This window comes from Mycobacterium yunnanensis (genome assembly GCF_025823185.1).
GTDB lineage: Bacteria > Actinomycetota > Actinomycetes > Mycobacteriales > Mycobacteriaceae > Mycobacterium > Mycobacterium yunnanensis.
In genome coordinates, this window is the sequence record NZ_JACKVK010000015.1 from 23,710 (window position 1) to 41,649 (window position 17,940).

The 17,940-nt window shown below is 67.5% G+C and carries 15 protein-coding genes, 1 tRNA gene and 1 pseudogene; 8 read left to right on the forward strand and 9 right to left on the reverse strand.

Annotated elements, in window-relative coordinates:
* The first annotated feature begins 63 nt into the window (after positions 1-63).
* The 3 genes and pseudogenes from H7K45_RS28400 (at position 64) to H7K45_RS28410 (ending at position 1,800) form a co-directional block, all read left to right on the forward strand.
* Positions 64-134, forward strand: a tRNA-Cys gene (locus H7K45_RS28400).
* A 69-nt stretch (positions 135-203) separates the two neighbouring features.
* Positions 204-1,090 (forward strand): annotated as a pseudogene (locus H7K45_RS28405) (acyl-CoA thioesterase).
* A gap of 266 nt (positions 1,091-1,356) precedes the next feature.
* Complete coding sequence (locus tag H7K45_RS28410; RefSeq protein WP_263999513.1) at positions 1,357-1,800, forward strand: universal stress protein; 444 nt, start codon at positions 1,357-1,359, stop codon at positions 1,798-1,800.
* Positions 1,801-1,819: 19 nt separating this feature from the next.
* Here H7K45_RS28410 and H7K45_RS28415 read toward each other — a convergent pair whose 3' ends face one another.
* Together H7K45_RS28415 and H7K45_RS28420 are read right to left on the reverse strand one after the other, a co-directional pair.
* Positions 1,820-2,320, reverse strand: coding sequence for a DUF427 domain-containing protein (locus H7K45_RS28415; protein WP_263999514.1), 501 nt, complete (start codon positions 2,318-2,320; stop codon positions 1,820-1,822).
* Positions 2,317-3,006, reverse strand: a complete 690-nt coding sequence (locus H7K45_RS28420; RefSeq protein WP_263999515.1) for an MBL fold metallo-hydrolase — start codon at positions 3,004-3,006, stop codon at positions 2,317-2,319. Before H7K45_RS28420 ends, H7K45_RS28415 begins: the two co-directional genes overlap by 4 nt.
* Positions 3,007-3,126: 120 nt before the next feature.
* Between H7K45_RS28420 and uvrA the strand changes: the two genes are divergently transcribed.
* On the forward strand, positions 3,127-6,018 hold the full coding sequence (gene uvrA / locus H7K45_RS28425) for an excinuclease ABC subunit UvrA (RefSeq protein ID WP_263999516.1): 2,892 nt from the start codon (positions 3,127-3,129) through the stop codon (positions 6,016-6,018).
* On the opposite strand, the gene H7K45_RS28430 is transcribed toward uvrA, so the two are convergent.
* The 5 genes from H7K45_RS28430 to H7K45_RS28450 all read right to left on the reverse strand — a co-directional run bounded on the left by H7K45_RS28430 (position 6,008) and on the right by H7K45_RS28450 (position 12,741).
* Entirely contained in the window at positions 6,008-7,186 is a 1,179-nt protein-coding gene (locus H7K45_RS28430) for a winged helix DNA-binding domain-containing protein (protein WP_263999518.1), read from the reverse strand. The genes uvrA and H7K45_RS28430 overlap by 11 nt on opposite strands.
* A 4-nt stretch (positions 7,187-7,190) precedes the next feature.
* Complete coding sequence (locus H7K45_RS28435) at positions 7,191-7,472, reverse strand: hypothetical protein (protein ID WP_263999519.1); 282 nt, start codon at positions 7,470-7,472, stop codon at positions 7,191-7,193.
* A 61-nt stretch (positions 7,473-7,533) separates the two neighbouring features.
* Positions 7,534-8,910, reverse strand: coding sequence for an alpha/beta hydrolase (locus H7K45_RS28440; RefSeq protein ID WP_263999618.1), 1,377 nt, complete (start codon positions 8,908-8,910; stop codon positions 7,534-7,536).
* Between the two features lie 96 nt (positions 8,911-9,006).
* Positions 9,007-12,321 carry a bifunctional lysylphosphatidylglycerol synthetase/lysine--tRNA ligase LysX gene (gene lysX / locus H7K45_RS28445; protein WP_263999520.1) on the reverse strand — a complete coding sequence of 1,105 codons (3,315 nt, stop codon included), beginning with the start codon at positions 12,319-12,321 and terminating at the stop codon, positions 9,007-9,009.
* A 45-nt stretch (positions 12,322-12,366) separates the two neighbouring features.
* Entirely contained in the window at positions 12,367-12,741 is a 375-nt protein-coding gene (locus H7K45_RS28450; protein ID WP_263999522.1) for a DUF1844 domain-containing protein, read from the reverse strand.
* Between the two features lie 249 nt (positions 12,742-12,990).
* On the opposite strand from H7K45_RS28450, the gene infC reads away from it, so the two are divergent.
* The 4 genes from infC to H7K45_RS28470 are packed head-to-tail and all read left to right on the forward strand — an operon-like array spanning position 12,991 to position 15,101.
* Positions 12,991-13,626, forward strand: coding sequence for a translation initiation factor IF-3 (infC, locus tag H7K45_RS28455; protein WP_263999619.1), 636 nt, complete (start codon positions 12,991-12,993; stop codon positions 13,624-13,626).
* A 24-nt stretch (positions 13,627-13,650) separates the two neighbouring features.
* Entirely contained in the window at positions 13,651-13,845 is a 195-nt protein-coding gene (rpmI, locus tag H7K45_RS28460; protein WP_263999523.1) for a 50S ribosomal protein L35, read from the forward strand.
* 46 nt (positions 13,846-13,891) lie between these two features.
* Positions 13,892-14,281 carry a 50S ribosomal protein L20 gene (rplT, locus tag H7K45_RS28465; RefSeq protein WP_149482073.1) on the forward strand — a complete coding sequence of 130 codons (390 nt, stop codon included), beginning with the start codon at positions 13,892-13,894 and terminating at the stop codon, positions 14,279-14,281.
* Positions 14,282-14,312: 31 nt separating this feature from the next.
* Positions 14,313-15,101, forward strand: a complete 789-nt coding sequence (locus H7K45_RS28470) for a TrmH family RNA methyltransferase (RefSeq protein WP_263999524.1) — start codon at positions 14,313-14,315, stop codon at positions 15,099-15,101.
* Here H7K45_RS28470 and H7K45_RS28475 read toward each other — a convergent pair.
* Positions 15,091-16,431 (reverse strand): helix-turn-helix domain-containing protein, encoded by a 1,341-nt coding sequence (locus H7K45_RS28475; protein WP_263999525.1) that lies wholly within the window; start codon positions 16,429-16,431, stop codon positions 15,091-15,093. The genes H7K45_RS28470 and H7K45_RS28475 overlap by 11 nt on opposite strands.
* A gap of 22 nt (positions 16,432-16,453) precedes the next feature.
* On the reverse strand, positions 16,454-17,833 hold the full coding sequence (locus H7K45_RS28480) for an APC family permease (RefSeq protein ID WP_263999526.1): 1,380 nt from the start codon (positions 17,831-17,833) through the stop codon (positions 16,454-16,456).
* Between the last annotated feature and the right edge of the window lie 107 nt (positions 17,834-17,940).

The following is a 17,940-nucleotide window of genomic DNA, read 5'->3' on the forward strand; positions in this document are numbered from 1 at the left end:
AAGCGATCACGGCGATTCAAACGGTTGGGCGCAGCGCGTCGCGGTGGCAATGTCATGGACAACGCGGGTGTGGCTGAGTGGCTAGGCACCGGCCTGCAAAGCCGTTTACACGGGTTCGATTCCCGTCATCCGCTCGCGTCGGGGCACGGTGTTCGCCATGCCCCCAACTCTCCGACCGTGTGGGCTACGGCAAGATGCGGCCGATGAGCTCCTTCACGCCGTCGCTGGCCGACATCGTCGCGACGCTTCACGTCGACCAGATCGGTCCCGACGACTTCGTCGCCACGCAGCTCGACAACCCCGCCCACCACATCGTCGGTGGTCACATCGCGGGCCAAGCGCTGATGGCCGCCAGCCGCACGGCACCGGGACGAGACCCGCACAGCATTCACGTCTATTACATCCGGGCCGGGGACGCCCGCCGGCCGGTGGACTTCCACGTCATGCGCGCCCGCGACGGTGGCACCCTCTCGACTCGGCAGATCGTCGCGCGCCAGGACGGCGAGGTTCTGCTGGAGGCCCTTGCCTCCTTCAGCACACCGCTGGACGGTCTGGACTATCACGGGCCCATACCCGACGTCCCGGCGCCCGAGTCGCTGCTCGGGGCTCGCGAGCAACTGGCCGACTACGCCGACGAACTCGGGGGTTACTGGGTGCGCCCCATCCCTTCGAGTTGCGCTACGTGGACCCGCCGCCACGGCTGGCCCAAGAGCTGCCCGAGCCGTCCCCGCGTATTCGGTTGTGGTGGAGGCCATCCACGCCGGTCATCGACGACGCCGACAGCGCGGAGGTCCTGCACAGCTGCCTGTTGACCTACGTCACCGGCACGACGATGCTCGAGACCGCCGTCACCATGCGGCGAACCACGCAGGCCACGTCCTACAACGCGCTGATCGACCACGCACTCTGGTTCCACCGGCCGGTCGACCTCAGCGACTGGGTGTTGTCGGACCAGTTGTCGCCGAGCGGAATTGGCGGGCGCGGACTGGCGACGGCCACGATGTACAACCGCACGGGGGAGCTGGTGTGCGTCGCCACGCAGGAGCTGTACTTCGGCCGGCCTCGGACCGGTCAGCCGTCGACCGGGTGATCCGCGGCGAATCATCATGAGCGTCAACGACTTTGCCAGCGGGTATCGGCCGCGATGATTCAGGTCACTTCCCACACCCGAGTGCGACGGGGACCGTCGCCGTCGTACGGGGTAGGTTTGCTCACCACCGCGGCCGGGGCCACGTTCGCCGACGCTACGATCATCGTCGGACTACACGCGCCATCCGTCTGATTCGCCCCCTGTTCGCTGAACTTCGGGTTACTGTCTCGGATGGCTTGGCAATCAACCCCCTGGGAGGGCTTCGAATGGGCGCCTATCAGACCGTCTTGGTCGGAACAGACGGTTCGGATTCATCGCTGCGCGCGGTCGACCGAGCCGCGCAGATCGCCGCGGGAGCCGGGGCCAAGCTCATCGTGGCCACGGCGTACTTCCCGCAAAGTGAGGACTCCCGTGCCGCCGACGTCCTGAAGGACGAGGGTTACAAGATGGCGGGCAACGCCCCCATCTACGCGATCCTGCGCGAGGCCCGCGATCGGGCTCACACCGCCGGAGCCAAGGAGGTCGAGGAGAAGGCCGTCGTCGGTGCGCCCGTCGACGCGTTGGTCGACCTCGCCGAGGAAGTCAAGGCCGATCTCCTGGTGGTCGGCAACGTGGGCCTGAGCACCATCGCCGGTCGGCTGCTCGGTTCGGTGCCCGCCAACGTGGCGCGCCGGTCCAAGTCCGACGTCCTGATCGTCCACACCTCCTGACGACGAGGGTCCGGGGGCGCTACCAGCCCCTGGACCCCGGGATGCCCTTGAACGGGCCCTTCACCCAGCTGGTGATCCAGCCGCCGTAGAAGCCCCCGGGCTGCGACTCGACAACCTCGCCGTTGACGGTGCACCGGTCGACCTGCGCGGCCATCACGGCGACGGCACCGGCGATCGGCTCGAAACCGGGGGTCGGCTCCAGATAGGTCCAGCCCGCTCGTTCGGCGACGCGGTCACCGGCGACGAGGTCGAAGTACGACGCGATGCCCTTCCACTCGCACCACGACGACCCCGCTGCAGGCCGTAGTGCGCCGTCCCGAAACGCCGACGCCGGGATGTAGTAGGTCGGTGGGTGACTGGTCTCGAGGACCCGCCACCCGCGGTCTGTCGAGGCGATGGTCTGCCCGCCGAACTCCACGGTGATCGACCCGGCGAAGGTCTCGAGCCGAGGCGGACGCGGATAGTCCCAGACCGACTCTTGGCCGGGGCCGATCTTGTCGGGTCGTGGCCAGCCGCTCACCAGCCCCGCTGCTTCCACTCGTCGAGGTGCGGTCGTTCGAGGCCGAGGGTGGTGTCGTCACCGTGCCCTGGATAGACGACCGTCGAGTCCGAGTAGACGTCGAATACGCGCGTCGTGACGTCGCCGAGCAACCGCTCGAAATCGCCGGCGTCAGCGGTTCTGCCGATGCCGCCGGGGAACAGGGAGTCTCCGGTGAAGAGGTGTACGGCGTCGCCCGCGGCGGGGCCGTGCAGCGCGAGAGCCACCGACCCCTCGGTGTGCCCGCGGAGGTGGACGACGTCGAAGGTGAGCTCACCGACATCGACGGTGTCGCCGTGGGCCAGGATGCGGTCGGGCGTGACCGGCAGCGCGCCGGCGTCGAGTTGGTGCGCGGCGGTCGGTGCGCCGGTCGCGGTGGCGACCTCGGCGAGGGCCTGCCAGTGGTCGCCGTGTTGGTGAGTGGTCAGGATGACTGCGAGAGTCGGCGCGTGACGCTCGACGAGGTCCAAGAGGACGGGGGCGTCGTTGGCCGCGTCGACGAGTAGCGTCTCGCCGGTGTGGGAACAGGTGATCAGGTAAGCGTTGTTGTCCATGGGGCCGACGGACGCCTTGACGATCGTCGCACCGGGAAGGGTTCGCCTTGCCGCCGAACCCGGCTCCACGTGGCCGGTGTAGTCGTCGGTAACGGAAGTTCTCGGACCAGTCATGACTGCCACCGTACGGGGTGACCCGGTACGCGGCTGGGACTTGTCGGAGGGTCGACATACCATGAGCGCGGTGCGCTTCGAGCAGGTTGCGGCGCACCATCAGACCAGGAGAGATATCAGTTGGCTGACCGCCTGATAGTCAAGGGTGCGCGCGAGCACAACCTGCGAAACGTCGACGTCGACCTGCCGCGCGACGCGTTGATCGTCTTCACCGGGCTGTCCGGTTCTGGCAAGTCGTCGTTGGCCTTCGACACGATCTTCGCCGAGGGTCAACGCCGATACGTCGAGTCGCTGTCGGCGTACGCCCGGCAGTTCCTCGGGCAGATGGACAAGCCAGACGTCGACTTCATCGAGGGGCTCTCGCCTGCGGTGTCGATCGACCAGAAGTCGACCAACCGCAATCCGCGGTCGACCGTCGGCACCATCACCGAGGTCTACGACTACCTGCGCCTGCTATATGCCCGCGCCGGCACCGCGCACTGCCCCGTCTGCGGTGAACGCATCGCGCGGCAGACACCACAGCAGATCGTCGACCAGGTGCTCGCGATGGAGGAGGGCACCCGATTCCAGGTGCTCGCCCCCGTGGTGCGCACCCGCAAGGGCGAATTCGTCGACCTCTTCGAGAAGTTGAACTCGCAGGGTTACAGCCGAGTCCGCGTCGACGGCGTCGTCCACACCCTGACCGACCCGCCGAAGCTGAAGAAGCAGGAGAAGCACGACATCGAGGTGGTCGTGGACCGCCTCAGCGTGAAGGCGAGCTCCAAGCAGCGCCTGACCGACTCGGTGGAGACGGCGCTGGGCTTGGCCGACGGCATCCTGGTGCTCGACTTCGTCGACCTCGAAGAGGACTCACCGCACCGCGAGCAGCGGTTCTCCGAGAAGCTCGCCTGCCCGAACGGCCACCCCCTCGCGGTGGACGACCTGGAACCGCGGTCGTTCTCGTTCAACTCCCCGTACGGCGCGTGTCCCGAATGCGCAGGGCTGGGCATCCGCAAGGAGGTCGACCCCGAACTGGTGGTTCCCGACCCCGAGCTGACGCTGGCCGAGGGCGCCATCGCGCCGTGGTCGATGGGGCACAACGCCGACTACTTCACCCGCATGCTGTCGGGTCTCGGCGATGCTCTCGGCTTCGACGTCGACACCCCATGGCGTAAGCTGCCGGCCAAGGCGCGCAAGTCGATCCTGGAGGGATGCGACCAGCAGGTTCACGTGCGGTACAAGAACCGCTACGGGCGCACCCGTTCGTACTACGCCGACTTCGAAGGCGTGATGGCGTTCCTGCACCGCCGCATGGAGCAGACCGAATCCGAGCAGATGAAGGAACGCTACGACGGCTTCATGCGCGACGTGCCGTGCCCGGTCTGTGAGGGCACCCGGCTCAAGCCCGAGATCCTGGCCGTCACACTGGCGGCGGCCGACGACGCGAAGTCGATCGCCGAGGTGTGCGAGCTTTCCATCGCCGACTGCTCGAAGTTCCTGAACGCGTTGACCCTCGGCGTTCGCGAGCACGCCATCGCCGGGCAGGTGCTCAAGGAGGTGCAGTCCCGGCTGGGCTTCCTGCTCGACGTCGGCCTGGACTACCTGACGTTGTCACGCGCGGCTGGCACGCTCTCCGGCGGTGAAGCGCAGCGCATTCGGCTCGCCACCCAGATCGGCTCCGGCCTGGCCGGAGTGCTGTACGTGCTCGACGAACCGTCGATCGGCCTGCATCAGCGGGACAACCGGCGGTTGATCGACACGCTGGTCCGGCTTCGCGATCTGGGCAACACGCTGATCGTCGTCGAGCACGACCTCGACACCATCGCCCACGCCGATTGGGTGGTCGACATCGGACCGGCGGCGGGGGAGCACGGCGGCCACATCGTGCACAGCGGCACCTACGCCGATCTGCTGACCAACCCCGAATCCATCACCGGCGCGTACCTCTCCGGCAAGGAGAGCATCGAGGTCCCCGCGATCCGCCGACCGATCGACCGCAAACGTCAGCTGACCGTGGTCGGCGCGCGGGAGAACAACCTGCGCGAGATCGACGTGGCCTTCCCCCTCGGCGTCTTGACCTCGGTCACGGGCGTGTCCGGGTCGGGCAAGTCGACCCTGGTCAACGACATCCTGGCGTCGGTGCTGGCCAACAAGCTCAACGGCGCCCGCCAGGTGCCGGGTCGACACCTGCGCATCAACGGGGTGGACCAACTCGACAAGCTGGTCCGCGTGGACCAGTCGCCGATCGGTCGTACGCCGCGGTCGAACCCCGCGACCTACACCGGTGTGTTCGACAAGATCCGCACGCTGTTCGCCGCGACGACCGAGGCCAAGGTGCGCGGCTATCAGCCGGGGCGGTTCTCGTTCAACGTCAAGGGCGGTCGCTGCGAGGCGTGTTCCGGTGACGGCACCATCAAGATCGAGATGAACTTCCTTCCCGACGTATACGTGCCGTGCGAGGTGTGCCACGGCGCGCGGTACAACCGGGAAACGCTCGAGGTGCACTACAAGGGCAAGACGATCTCCGAGGTCCTCGACATGTCGATCGAGGAGGCCACCGACTTCTTCGAGCCCATCTCCTCGATTCACCGCTACCTCAAGACCCTGGTCGACGTCGGTTTGGGATACGTCCGGCTGGGTCAACCGGCCCCGACGTTGTCCGGCGGCGAGGCGCAGCGCGTGAAGCTGGCGGCCGAGCTGCAGAAGCGGTCCACCGGGCGCACCGTCTACGTGCTGGACGAACCGACCACGGGTCTGCACTTCGAAGACATTCGCAAGCTGCTCAAGGTCATCAACGGTCTGGTCGACAAGGGCAACACCGTCATCGTCATCGAGCACAACCTGGACGTGATCAAGACCTCGGACTGGATCGTCGACATGGGCCCGGAGGGTGGCGGCGGTGGCGGCACGGTCGTCGCGCAAGGCACCCCGGAGGACGTGGCCGCGGTGGCGGAGAGCTACACCGGGCAGTTCCTCACCGAGCTGCTGCCGCAACCCGCACCCGCGAAGAAGCGGCGCAAGGTCAGCGCGTAGCCGGCGCTCCCGATTTCGACAAGGGGGAGGGGAACCGCGGTGCGATGCGCACCCCGTCGAGCCACTCCGTGAGCTCGTCGGCCTTGCGCGCCAACGCCGTGGAGGCGCCGGCGTCGACGTCGTCGACCAGTTGCACGACGACGCGACCGTCGGCGTCCTGCGTCCAGGCACCGACGATCCGACCGTCGCACCATGCGGTCGGCCCCCCGTTGCCGTTGCGGTCGAACACGTGCGTCGCGTGCTGCCCGAGGTACCAGTCGCGTTGCTGCCAGCCCATGGTGGTGACGTCGAGACCGGGCAGGAGCGCGCACCACGGCTCACGGGCAGCCTCTGGCTCGAGGTCGTCGGGCAGCGCGTAGCCGGGAGTGCCCGCGAGGTCGACCTCGACGGCACCGACGTCGCGGAGACCGTCGCGGGTCCAGCCGAGCGTCTGCCCGAAGAACCACTTGACGTCTGCGAGCGTCACCGGCCCAAATGTTCGTAGGTATCGGTCGAGGAGCGCGCTCCGACCGGCGTCGAGGTCGACGGCCACGGCTGGGTCGAGCCACCGAGTCGCCGGCGTCCACTTCGGGCGCGACGTCGTCCAGGTGCCGTCGTTGGGCCCGCGAACGATGAGCCCCTCGGCGCCGAGAACGGTCAGGACGCGCGGCGAGATGGGTCCCTCGGAGCCCCATGGCTTACCGGGGGCCGGGTTGTACGTCCCCGCCAACTCGGGCAGCGCGGTCCGCAACTCCGAGGCGCTGGTGTGGCCGTGTTCGTCGAGATGGACGCGGACTGCCGCGGCGGCCCGGGTCACCCACGCCTCGCCGTCGCTCGCGATGCCCGCCTTGACGACGTCGGCGACCAGCCGTCGGCGTTCGGCGGCCGCGACGCGGTCGCTCACGGCGACCTGCACGGCCGGCACGGCGAGGGTGTCGAACACCCACAGCGTGCGCCTCATCGCGAGATGCTTGACCACCGTGCGGTCGGTGTACAGCGCCGCGTGGAGGTCGTCGACGCGAAAGCCGTTGCGGCGGGCCCACAATGACAGGTACGGCGTGGCCGGATCGGTGGTGTGCAGACCGACGAACGCACCGGCGACGTCGGCAACGGGGAGGTCGCTGGGATCGGACAGGAAATGCCGCCGCCCCAGCCGCGCTCGCCGTTCCGCCACGGTGAACGAGCGCATGGGGTCAGGCTCGATCCGATTCGTCGCGCATCGACGCCCTGATCTGCTCGAGACGGTCGTGGGCGGCGCGCTGCCGGGCCTCGTAGCGTTCCTCGACTTCGCGGCCCTCGGAGGTCTCCGAGGCGAGCTCGGATGAGCCCACGGCCGTGCCGTACCTGGTTTCGATCTTCTCGCGGACGGACTCGAAGGTCGGCACGCCACCCTCGGTGTATCCGGTGTCCTGCGGCGCCGGGGCGGGCGGGTCGGGCACGATCTCGGCGTCGACGATGTCCTCGGGGTCTCCCACGTTCGTCACGGTACCGCCGTCGCGACGGGTCGCCTAGAAGTGGGATTGCCGCCGATTCCGACTACTGAGCGTGTGATGCGAGCGGGGTGGCACCTGGAAGCCCCAGCCGCGGGACGCCCGGCGTGCCGATCTGGCCGGCCAGCCACGGCAGCGCCGCGGTGAAGGCACGGTCCGCGAAGGGCCAGTCGTGCTTGCCGGGCTGGGTCACCACGGCACATTGGATGCCGTTGGCCGCACCAAGGGCACAGAGCTTGTTCGCGGCCGCGGCTTGGTCGCTGAGTCGCACCGAGGCATCCTTGCCCCCGAGGCCGGTGCCATTGGAGTTGACGGCGTTGACGACCGTCGGTCCCGACGACGGAGCCGAACCATTGATGGCGAACCACCCCGAGATCCCTTGATAGCGGCCGTGCTTGGTCATCACGGCCGTCGGGTCGAAGGCGGCGTAGGCGGCGGCGTCACCGCCGAAGAGGCGGTCCACGGTCTGCTGCTTGTTGCCGGAGTTGGGTGCCAGGTCACCCGCGATGTCCTCGAAGGTGGAGAACACGTCGGGGTGCATCGTGGCCAGGTCGACGGCACACGTGCCGCCCATCGACCAGCCCACCAGACCCCAGTTCGCCCGGTTGGTGCTCACGCCATAGGTGGACTCCATGAACGGCACCACGTCCTTCGTCAGGTGGTCCGCGGAGTTGCCGCGCGGGCCGTTGACGCATTCGGTGTCGTTGTTGAATGCCCCGCCGGTGTCGACGAACACCAGCACGGGAGCGTTTCCGCCGTTGGCCGCGGCGTAGTCGTCGACGGTCTTGATGGCGTTGCCTGCCCGTAGCCAGTCACCGGGAGTGTTGAACTCGCCGCCGATCATCATCAGCGTCGGGAGGTGCGGCGCCGGGTTGGACGCGAAGTAGGCGGGGGGTAGGTACACGAGCTCGCCGCGATGCTTGAAGCCAGATGCCGACGAGTCGATGTTCACCGGTACGACGACACCCTTCGCGGGTACCTGATGCTTGGATTGCATCGCCACGACGGTGGCTTGGTCGGCCTGGTCGGGCAGCGGCCCTTCGGTGAGCTGGTTCCATGCCGTCTGCACGGTCGGGAAGTAGCCGACCCAGAGGTTGAGCGCCAACGCAGCGCACAGCAGTGCCATCGGCAGTCCGACGGCCGACGCCGTGCGGCGACCCCAGCCGGAGTTGCGCCACCCGGCGACGAACACGACTGCGGCAAACCCGGTGACGGCGATCCAAACCCACAGCAAGTTCGGAGCTGGGTCGTCCGACATGCCCTGGGAGGAGATGACCCAGTAGGTGGCCGCGGCCATCGCCGCGCCGACGGCGAGCGCGACGGGAAGCCACACCACTCCCCAGCGCCGGCTGCGCCTGCCGATCGCGGCCAGCAGGATGGCCACCGTGAGGGCCTGGATCACCAGCGGCAACCAGCCGTGCATCAACGAGAGGTGCTGTTGCCGAAAGTCTCCGGCTGCCAACGACGATGTCACGACGTCATCGTGGACGGGGAAGCTGACGGTTGGCTGTGAAGCCCCCTATCGGGGCTTGGCCAACGGGAAGGGCAGGGTCTCGCGGATGCTGCGGCCGGTGATGAGCATGACGACGCGGTCCACGCCCATGCCCAGGCCACCAGTGGGCGGCATCGCGTATTCCATGGCCTGGAGGAAGTCCTCGTCCAACTCCATGGCCTCCGGATCGCCGCCAGCGGCAAGCAACGACTGCTCCTGCAACCGGCGGCGTTGCTCGACGGGGTCGGTCAACTCGCTGTAGGCGGTACCCAACTCGACCCCCCAGGCCACCAGATCCCACCGCTCCGCGACTCCGGGCAGGCTCCGGTGTGGCCGGGTCAGCGGCGACACCGACGTCGGGAAGTCCTTGTAGAACGTCGGAGCTTCGGTGCGATCCTCGACCAGGTGCTCGTACATCTCCAGGACGACGGCGCCGGCGTCCCAGTGGGTCTGATACGGGATCTTCGCGGCGTCGGCGTACCGCCGCAGCGTCGCCAGATCCGTATCGGCCGCGACGTGTTCACCGAGGGCCTCCGACACCGCACCGTGCACCGTCTTGACGGCCCACTCACCGGAGACGTCGACGGGTTCGAGTGTGCCGTCTGCCCGTGGCCGCATCACGACGTGCGCGCCGTTCGCCGCCAGCGCGGCGTTCTGGATCAGCTCGCGGCAGCCGTCGATCCACACGTTGTAGTCGGCGTGGGCCTGATAGGCCTCCAGCAGGGTGAACTCGGGGTTGTGGCTGAAGTCCACGCCCTCGTTGCGGAAGGCCCGTCCCAACTCGAAGACCCGTTCCACCCCGCCGACGCAGAGCCGCTTCAAGTACAGCTCTGGGGCGATCCGCAGGTACAGCGCCAAGTCGTAGGCGTTGATGTGGGTGACGAACGGACGCGCGTTGGCTCCGCCGTGGATCTGCTGCAGGATCGGCGTCTCGACTTCCAGGAAGTCCTTGGCGAACAGCGTCTCCCGGATCGCGTGTAGAACGGCGCTGCGCGCCCGGATCAGGTCTCGCGACTCGGTGTTGATGGCCAGGTCGACGTAGCGGGTCCGTACCCGCGCCTCCTGATCGGTCAAGCCCTTCCACTTGTCGGGCAGCGGCCGTAGACACTTGCCGATCAACCGCCACTGGTCGACCAACAGCGACGGGGTGCCGGACTTGCTCGTCCCCATGGTCCCGGTCACCTCGAGCAGATCCCCGAGGTCGACTGCCTTGGTGAAGTCCGCGGTGCAGCCTTCGGTTAGACGCGAATTGTCCAGCAGCAGTTGGACTTCGGCGGACCAGTCGCGCAGATCGGCGAACAGCACCGCGCCGTAGTCGCGAAGACGGAGCACACGACCCGAGACCGACACCGTCTCGCCGGTGGTCTCCAGGGCCTGCGCGACGGTGTGGCTCGGCGCCCGGCCGACGGGATAGGCGTCGACTCCGGCGTCCTGCAACGCCTTCAACTTGGCCATCCGGACGCGGACCTGTTCGGGGAGTCGGCTGACGTGCTCGTCGGAGGGCCCGTCGAGTTCCAGCATGGTCAGATCCGGCGCGCTGCCGTCGGGGTGCAGCCGGCCCGACTGCACCAGCGCGTCCGGAGCGGCGGTGTGCAGCCCGGTGTGTTGTCCGGTGTGCTGCTCGGCCCGCCGGCTGAATGGCAACACCAGGAAACCCTCGGCGATCACCGAAGCGATGCCGACGCGGGGAATGAGCCGGGCATCCTCGTAGCAGGCGAAGCGGGGGACCCACTCGGGCATGTACTTCATGTTCGACCGGTAGAGCGTCTCCAACTGCCACCAGCGGGAGAAGAACACCAGCATGGCCCGCCACAGCCGCGCCACCGGACCGGCGCCGAGCTGGGCGCCTTCCTCGAACGCCGAGCGGAACATGGCGAAGTTCAGCGAGATGCGGGTGATGCCGATGTCGGCGCCCTGCAGGCACAGTTCGCTGACCATCAACTCGTTGGTGCCGTTGGGGGACTGCGGAGAACGCCGCATCAGGTCCAGCGAGGCACCGTTGGTGCCCCACGGCACCAGGGAGAGCATGGCCACCACGTTCTCCTGCGGGTCGACCGCCTCGACGAGCATGCAGTCGCCGTCGGCCGGATCGCCGAGGCGACCCAGCGCCATCGAGAAGCCACGTTCGGTCTCGGTGTCGCGCCAGTCGTCGGCCCGCTTGATGACGTCGGCCATCTCCTCGGGCGTCAGGTCGCGGTGACGTCGGATGCGGATGGCGAGCCCGGCGCGCCGAGCCCGGGTGACGGCCTGCCGCACGGGCTTCATGTCCGAACCGGACAGCTTGAACCTGTCCGGGTACAGGATCGCCTCGTCACCGAGTTCGAGGGCGTTGAGCCCGGCCTCGCGAAACGCCTGGGCGGCAGTCGCACTCGCGCCCATCACGCCCGGCGCCCATCCGTAGGACTGGCACAACGTCAGCCACGCCCCGATCGCCGCCTGCCACGATCGCGGGTCACCCAGCGGGTCACCGCTGGCGAGGCAGACACCGACCTCCACGCGGTACGTGATGGCGGCCCGCCCGTTGGGGGCGAACACCACCGACTTGTCGCGGCGCGTGGCGAAGTAGCCGAGTGAGTCGTTCTTGCCCCACACCTCGAGCATTCCGCGGATCGCCGACTCGTCCTCACCAGTGAGAGCGTTCGCGGCGCGCTGCGACTGGAAGAGGACGACCGCCGCCACCATCAACGCCACGGCACCGAAGAAGCCGAGCAGGGCGTTGACGAAGACGTGCGGGTGGTGACCGTCGAAGGCGTCGGCGTCCACGCCGGCGAACACGACCACGCGGTTGGCCGCGTAGAGCAGTCGTTCGTCGCGCTCCAGCGAGCCCGGGAACATCTCCAGGAGTCCCCACCCGACGAGGATGCCGACCGTCATTCCGGCCGCCAGCGTCGCGGCGGCCTTGAACAACGCGCCGCGGCGCACCCGCGCCCAGAACTCCTTGCGGGCCAGCACCAGGAACGCAATTGCCGCGACGTGGAAGACGAGGCCGATGACCTCCCCGATGTCCTCCATCACCGATTCGGGTCCGGTGGAGACGTCGCCGACGTTCCAGCCGACCGCGGCGACCATGTACAGGACGAGGATCCACCACGCCACGCTCTTGCGGGCGGCCAGGGCGGCGGCCAGCAGGGCCAGGACGAATGCCCACGCGATGCTGGTGTCGGGGAAGTTGAAGATGTAGTCGTTGACCCATTCGCGGGGCACCCGGATGACCCAGCGAACCAGCGGCGAGATGCTGGCGATCAGCGACAGCGTCGCGATGATGCCGACGAGCCAGCCCGCGGCAGCGGGCACCCACCGGAAGGTCGAGGTCCGATGCTGCTTCGGCGTAGTCAGCGTCATAGGCCGCGACAGTATTCGCTCAACCCGCGAAAGTGTTGGCAGTGGCTACCAGACGGGGCCGGTGAACTTCTCCCCAGGACCGTGGCCGGGCTCCTCGGGGAATGCCGACGACTCGCGGAATGCCAGTTGGAGCTGCTTGAGCCCGTCGCGAACCGGCCCCGCGTGTGGCCCAAGGTACTCCACCGACGCTTTGACCAGACCGGCCAGCGCGGTGATGAGCCGGCGAGCCTCGTCCAGGTCGCGGTGCGGGGACTCCTCGGGGTCGTCCTCGGACAACCCCAGCTTCTCGGCGGCAGCGCTCATCAGCATCACCGCGGCCCTGGTGATGACCTCGACGGCGGGGATTTCGGCGAGTTCGCGAACGGTGGGTTCGGAGTCCGTGCGGGCGGGGTCTTCGGGGAGTTCGGGAACCTCGGTCATGCCTGTTAGACTGACACGTGCGACCGTCCCGGCCTACGCCAGGACAGCAAGTGGAGTCCCACTCCCACCGTTGACCCTCCGGGTCCAACGGTCCGGTCACACCCACCGCGAGGTGGTTGTTCTGTGCAGCGCGCAGGCGACGAAAGTCGTGATCGGTCGGCATTGGGCCCTGTCATTGACGGGGCCTCTTCGCTCTGTCGAGCGGATGGCTGATGGCGTGGACTCCTCGAAGACTACATAGGAGGCCCCATCAGCACTGAGACCCGCATCAACGAGCGCATACGTGTACCTGAAGTCCGTCTGATCGGACCGAATGGTGAACAGGTAGGCATCGTGCGCATCGAAGATGCTCTCCGCGTCGCCGCGGATGCCGATCTCGACCTCGTCGAAGTTGCTCCGGCTGCGAAGCCGCCAGTCTGCAAGATCATGGACTACGGCAAGTTCAAGTACGAGACGGCACTCAAGGAGCGCGAGTCTCGCAAGAACCAGCAGCAGACCGTCGTCAAGGAACAGAAGCTGCGACCCAAGATCGACGACCACGACTACGAGACCAAGAAGGGCCACGTCGTCCGCTTCCTCGAAGCAGGGTCCAAGGTCAAGGTGACCATCATGTTCCGTGGTCGCGAGCAGTCGCGACCCGAGTTGGGCTACCGCCTCTTGCAGCGGCTCGGCGCCGACGTGGCCGATTACGGCTTCGTCGAGACGTCCGCCAAGCAAGACGGTCGCAACATGACGATGGTGCTGGCACCGCACCGCGGAGCCAAGACCAAGGCCCGAGCGGCACACGACGCTGCTGCACCTCAGGCCCAGCGCGCGACTCCCGCTCCGGCCGAGCCGGCCGCGGCACCGCCGAGTGACGCTCCACCCGCTTCATCCACGACCTGATCCACCACGAGAACCGAGGACTCCATGCCCAAGGCCAAGACCCACAGCGGCGCTTCCAAGCGCTTCCGGAAGACCGGCACGGGAAAGATCGTGCGCCAGAAGGCCGGTCGCCGGCACCTTCTCGAGCACAAGGCGACCAAGCGCACCCGCAGGCTCGACGGCCGCACCGTGGTGGCGGAAAACGACGCCAAGCGCATCAACAAGATGCTCAACGGCTGATCTGACCCAACCTCCACCCCGAACCCGCTCGAGATAGGAACACCCCATGGCACGCGTCAAGCGCGCACTAAACGCCCAGAAGAAGCGGCGTACCGTACTGAAGGCGTCGAAGGGCTACCGCGGTCAGCGGTCGCGCCTCTACCGCAAGGCCAAGGAACAGCAGCTCCACTCGCTGACCTACGCCTACCGTGACCGCAAGGCGCGCAAGGGCGATTTCCGCAAGCTGTGGATCACCCGCATCAACGCGGCCGCTCGCGCCAACGGGATCACCTACAACCGGTTGATCCAGGGCCTGAAGCTGGCTGGCGTCGAGGTCGACCGCAAGAACCTGTCCGAGATCGCGATCAGCGACGAGGCTGCGTTCACCGCTCTGGTCGAGGTCGCCAAGGCAGCTCTGCCCGAAGACGTGAACGCACCGTCGGGCGAAGCCGCCTGATTCGGAGGGCAGGAGCGAAGCGACCCGGGAATTGACGGCGCTTACGGAGAAGTCGAATCGGGTAGCTGCGGCGATCAAGCTGCAGCGTCCCGCAGGACGTCGCCACGCCGCGCGCTTCCTCGCCGAAGGTCCCAACCTCGTCGAGGCGGCGTTGCGGCGTGGTCTCGTCGAGGACGTCTTCGCCACTGAATCGGCGCTCGACCGGTTCGCCGACCTGCTGGGTGCAGTCGAGGTCCATCCGGTGACGGACCGGGCCGCGAAGGCCTTGTCGGACACCGTCACTCCCGTCGGCCTGGTGGCGGTGTGCCGCATGCCGGAGGTGTCACTGGCCGAGGTGCTGTCGGCGCCTCGGTTGGTGGCCGTCGCGGTGGACACCGCCGATCCCGGCAACGCGGGCACGCTGATCCGCCTCGCCGACGCAATGGGCGCAGACGCTCTGGTGCTGGCCGGCGACGGTGTCGACCCCTACAACGCGAAGTGCCTGCGAGCCTCGGCGGGCAGCATCTTCTCCGTGCCGGTCGTCGAGGCGCCGGACACGCTCGAGCTCGTCCGAGACTTGGTCTACGCCGGGCTCGTCGTGATGGCCACCACCCTCGACGGCGAAACCTCCCTTGACGACCTGAAGCTGGACGTGCCCACCGCGTGGCTGTTCGGTTCGGAGGCTCACGGGCTGCCTACGACGGTCGCCGAGGCGGCCGACGTGCGGGTGACGATCCCGATGGCCGGGGGAGCCGAGAGCCTGAATGTGGCTGCCGCCGCGGCGATCTGTCTTTACCAAAGCGCAGCGGCGCTTCGCGGATCTGACGGCTCTAGCGCGTGAACACCGGTTGGATGTCCAAGTCATGCCGGGTGTGTGCGTCGTCGACGAGGCAGTCGACGGCCCCCCTGGCATGAATACCGCTGTAGCTCAACCACACTGGAACCGTCGTCAGGCCGGCATCGCGCAGCTGCGTGGCCAGCGCGTCGATCAAGAACGCCGTCGCCTCACGTCCTGAATACTCCACGACGATGCAGGGCGTGATGCCAGCCTGATCGAATGACGCCAGCCCACTCAGAGCGCCGCGACCCTGCACTTCGGCCGGCCCAAAGCGCATTGGCATCAGATGATTTCGACGCCGCACGCCTGCAGGCGCGGCTTCCGGAGCAAGTGGTCGATCGGCGGGGAAGTCGGCGACCTTGGTGAGGAGGTCGGCCCGCGATCCCACGTTCTTGAGAAGGATCGGCGTGATGGACAGTCTCGGAGTGTCGGTGGGCGACGCCACTCGTCGCCGGTGCTCGTGAATCAGCTCGGCGGTCACCTCGGCGGGCACCGGTACGACGTCGTCGTCACGCTGCACCGCGGGTCGATTGGCGGCACGGTACTCGGCGGGGGTCTGCTTGAACCAGTCCACGAAGCAACGCGTGAAGTACTTGACGTCGGAGAATCCGCACTGTGCGGAGATGTCACGCATCGTGTAATCCGTTGTCAGCAAGAGGATCTCGGCATGCATGGCGCGCGCGGCGTTCACCGCGCTGGTGAAGCTGATGGCCGCGGTCTCCTTGACGAAGTGCGAGACGTAGGACTTGGAGTAGTGGTGTTCGCGCGCGACCTCCTCCAACAGATCGCGACTGCCGACGTGGGTCTGGACGTAGGCCATCAAGCTGTGGAAACGCTCGCGCGCGGCCGCGGTCAGGGGCCGGTCACGCTGGTAGTAGTCCGCGAGCGAGTACCCGTTGCACAGCGTCCGCAGGAGTTCGGTCGCGGGTGCGCCGTCGTCCCCGGTGTCGCGGGCGTCGACCGTGTCCAGTACGAGACCGCGTAGCAGCGCCTCCTGCCTGCGGTACCGGGGCAGGTCGAAGGATTCGCACGCGAACATCATTCGGTCGGCGTACGGGCTGACGTCGTGGAACGCCTCGAGATTCACGTGCACTACCGCCGTGACGTTCTCCGGGGACCCTTCGAGGACGTGCGGATCGGCTCGGTTCAGGACGACGAAGTCGCCGGCGTCCAAATCGAAGGACTCGCTGCTGACCCGGGTGTGGAGACTGCCCCGTAAGACGTAGACGATCTCCAGTGCGTTGGGGTGCGCGTGCAGCCTGGTGCGCCGGATGGAGGCGACGTCGGTGCTGACCCGGGTTCCGGGGGCGAAGTCGATGCGGACGTCGAGCACCAGTCCACGGTAGTCCCGGCGGTCACTTCACCGCTGGTTGACGTGTTTCGCCAACGGCGCCGGTCTCCTCGGACAGGTCGAGTTCCCTGGCGGGACGGCGGAATCCCCGGGTCGTGACGCCGAGGTAGACGACGCCGGCCACTAGCCACGCCAGGCCGAGGATCTTGGCGTGCACGTCGACGTTGTAGAGCAGCACGACGCACACCGCCATCCCGATGCCGGGCAGGAGGAGGTACCGCAGGAGGTCGAGGCCGGAACGGCGACGGCCGCGGATGACGTAGTGACTGATCACCGCGTAGTTCACCAGGATGAAGCCACTGAGCGCGCCGAAGGCCACCAGCGCCGCGGCGCCAATCAGGTTGTCGGCGTAGAAGACCGCCGTGAGGGAGATCGCCGTCATCAGCAGGATGTTGTTGACCGGGGTCTGGAAGCGCTCGTTGATCGAACCGAAGAACCGACGGGGCAGCACCCCGTCCCGGCCCATGCCGAAGAGGATGCGCGATGCAGCGGCCAGGCCGGCGATCGCGCAGATCATGCTGGCCAGGTTGTCGGTCACCAGGAACACCGTGGACAGCGTGTCCCCGCCAAGGCGGACGAGCAGCTCGAAGATGCCCGAGTCGGGGTCCTCGATCTCCGTCGCCGCCGCCGGCCAGGCGATCTGCATGAAGTAGGAGATGACGGAGAAGCCGATACCGGCGGCGATGGGCACGATCAGCACCGCCCGAGGTACCGTCCGCGCCGGATCGACGGTGTCCTCCGCCATCGTCGACACCGCGTCGAAGCCCAGGAAGGACGCCGCCAGGATCGACGCGGCCCACAGCACGTTGGGCCCGTCGAACGTGGTGGGATCGTAGAGCGCGGCACCGTCGAGCAGCGTGCCACTTCCGTTGCCGCGCAGTACGAATGCGATCACGATGCCGACGAGCACCAGAGCGAACAGGACCTGTGCGGCGACCACGACGGTGTTGATCCCCGCGGCCATTTTGACGCCGAGGACATTGGTGACGGCCCCGATCGCAGCGGCCAGCACCACCCACGCCCACACCGGAATAGCGGTGACGAACTCGTTCATGTAGATCCCGACGAGCAGATAGCACACCATCGGAAGCAGAACGTAGTCGAGCAGCATCACCCATCCGGTGAGGAAGCCCAGATGCGGATGGACCCCTCTGCGCACGTAGGTGTACGCCGATCCGGCGACCGGGAACGCCTTCACCATGAGGGCGTAGCTGTACGCGGTGAAGAACATCACCACGGTGGTGACCGCGTAGGCCAGCGTCATCATGCCGCCGGTGAGGGTGGTGATGACGCCGAAGTAGTTGAACACCACCGTGGGAGCCAGGTACGCCAGGCCGAACACCACCAGGTTGCGCAGCGTGAGCACCCGCTTGAGGTCAGTCATTCGGCAAATGTAGGCACGTGGCGACCGCCGGGGCAGCGCCAGACGACATCACGGCAGGATCGTCGTGCTCATCCAGCACGATCGTCATGTCCAGGCGCGACACCGAC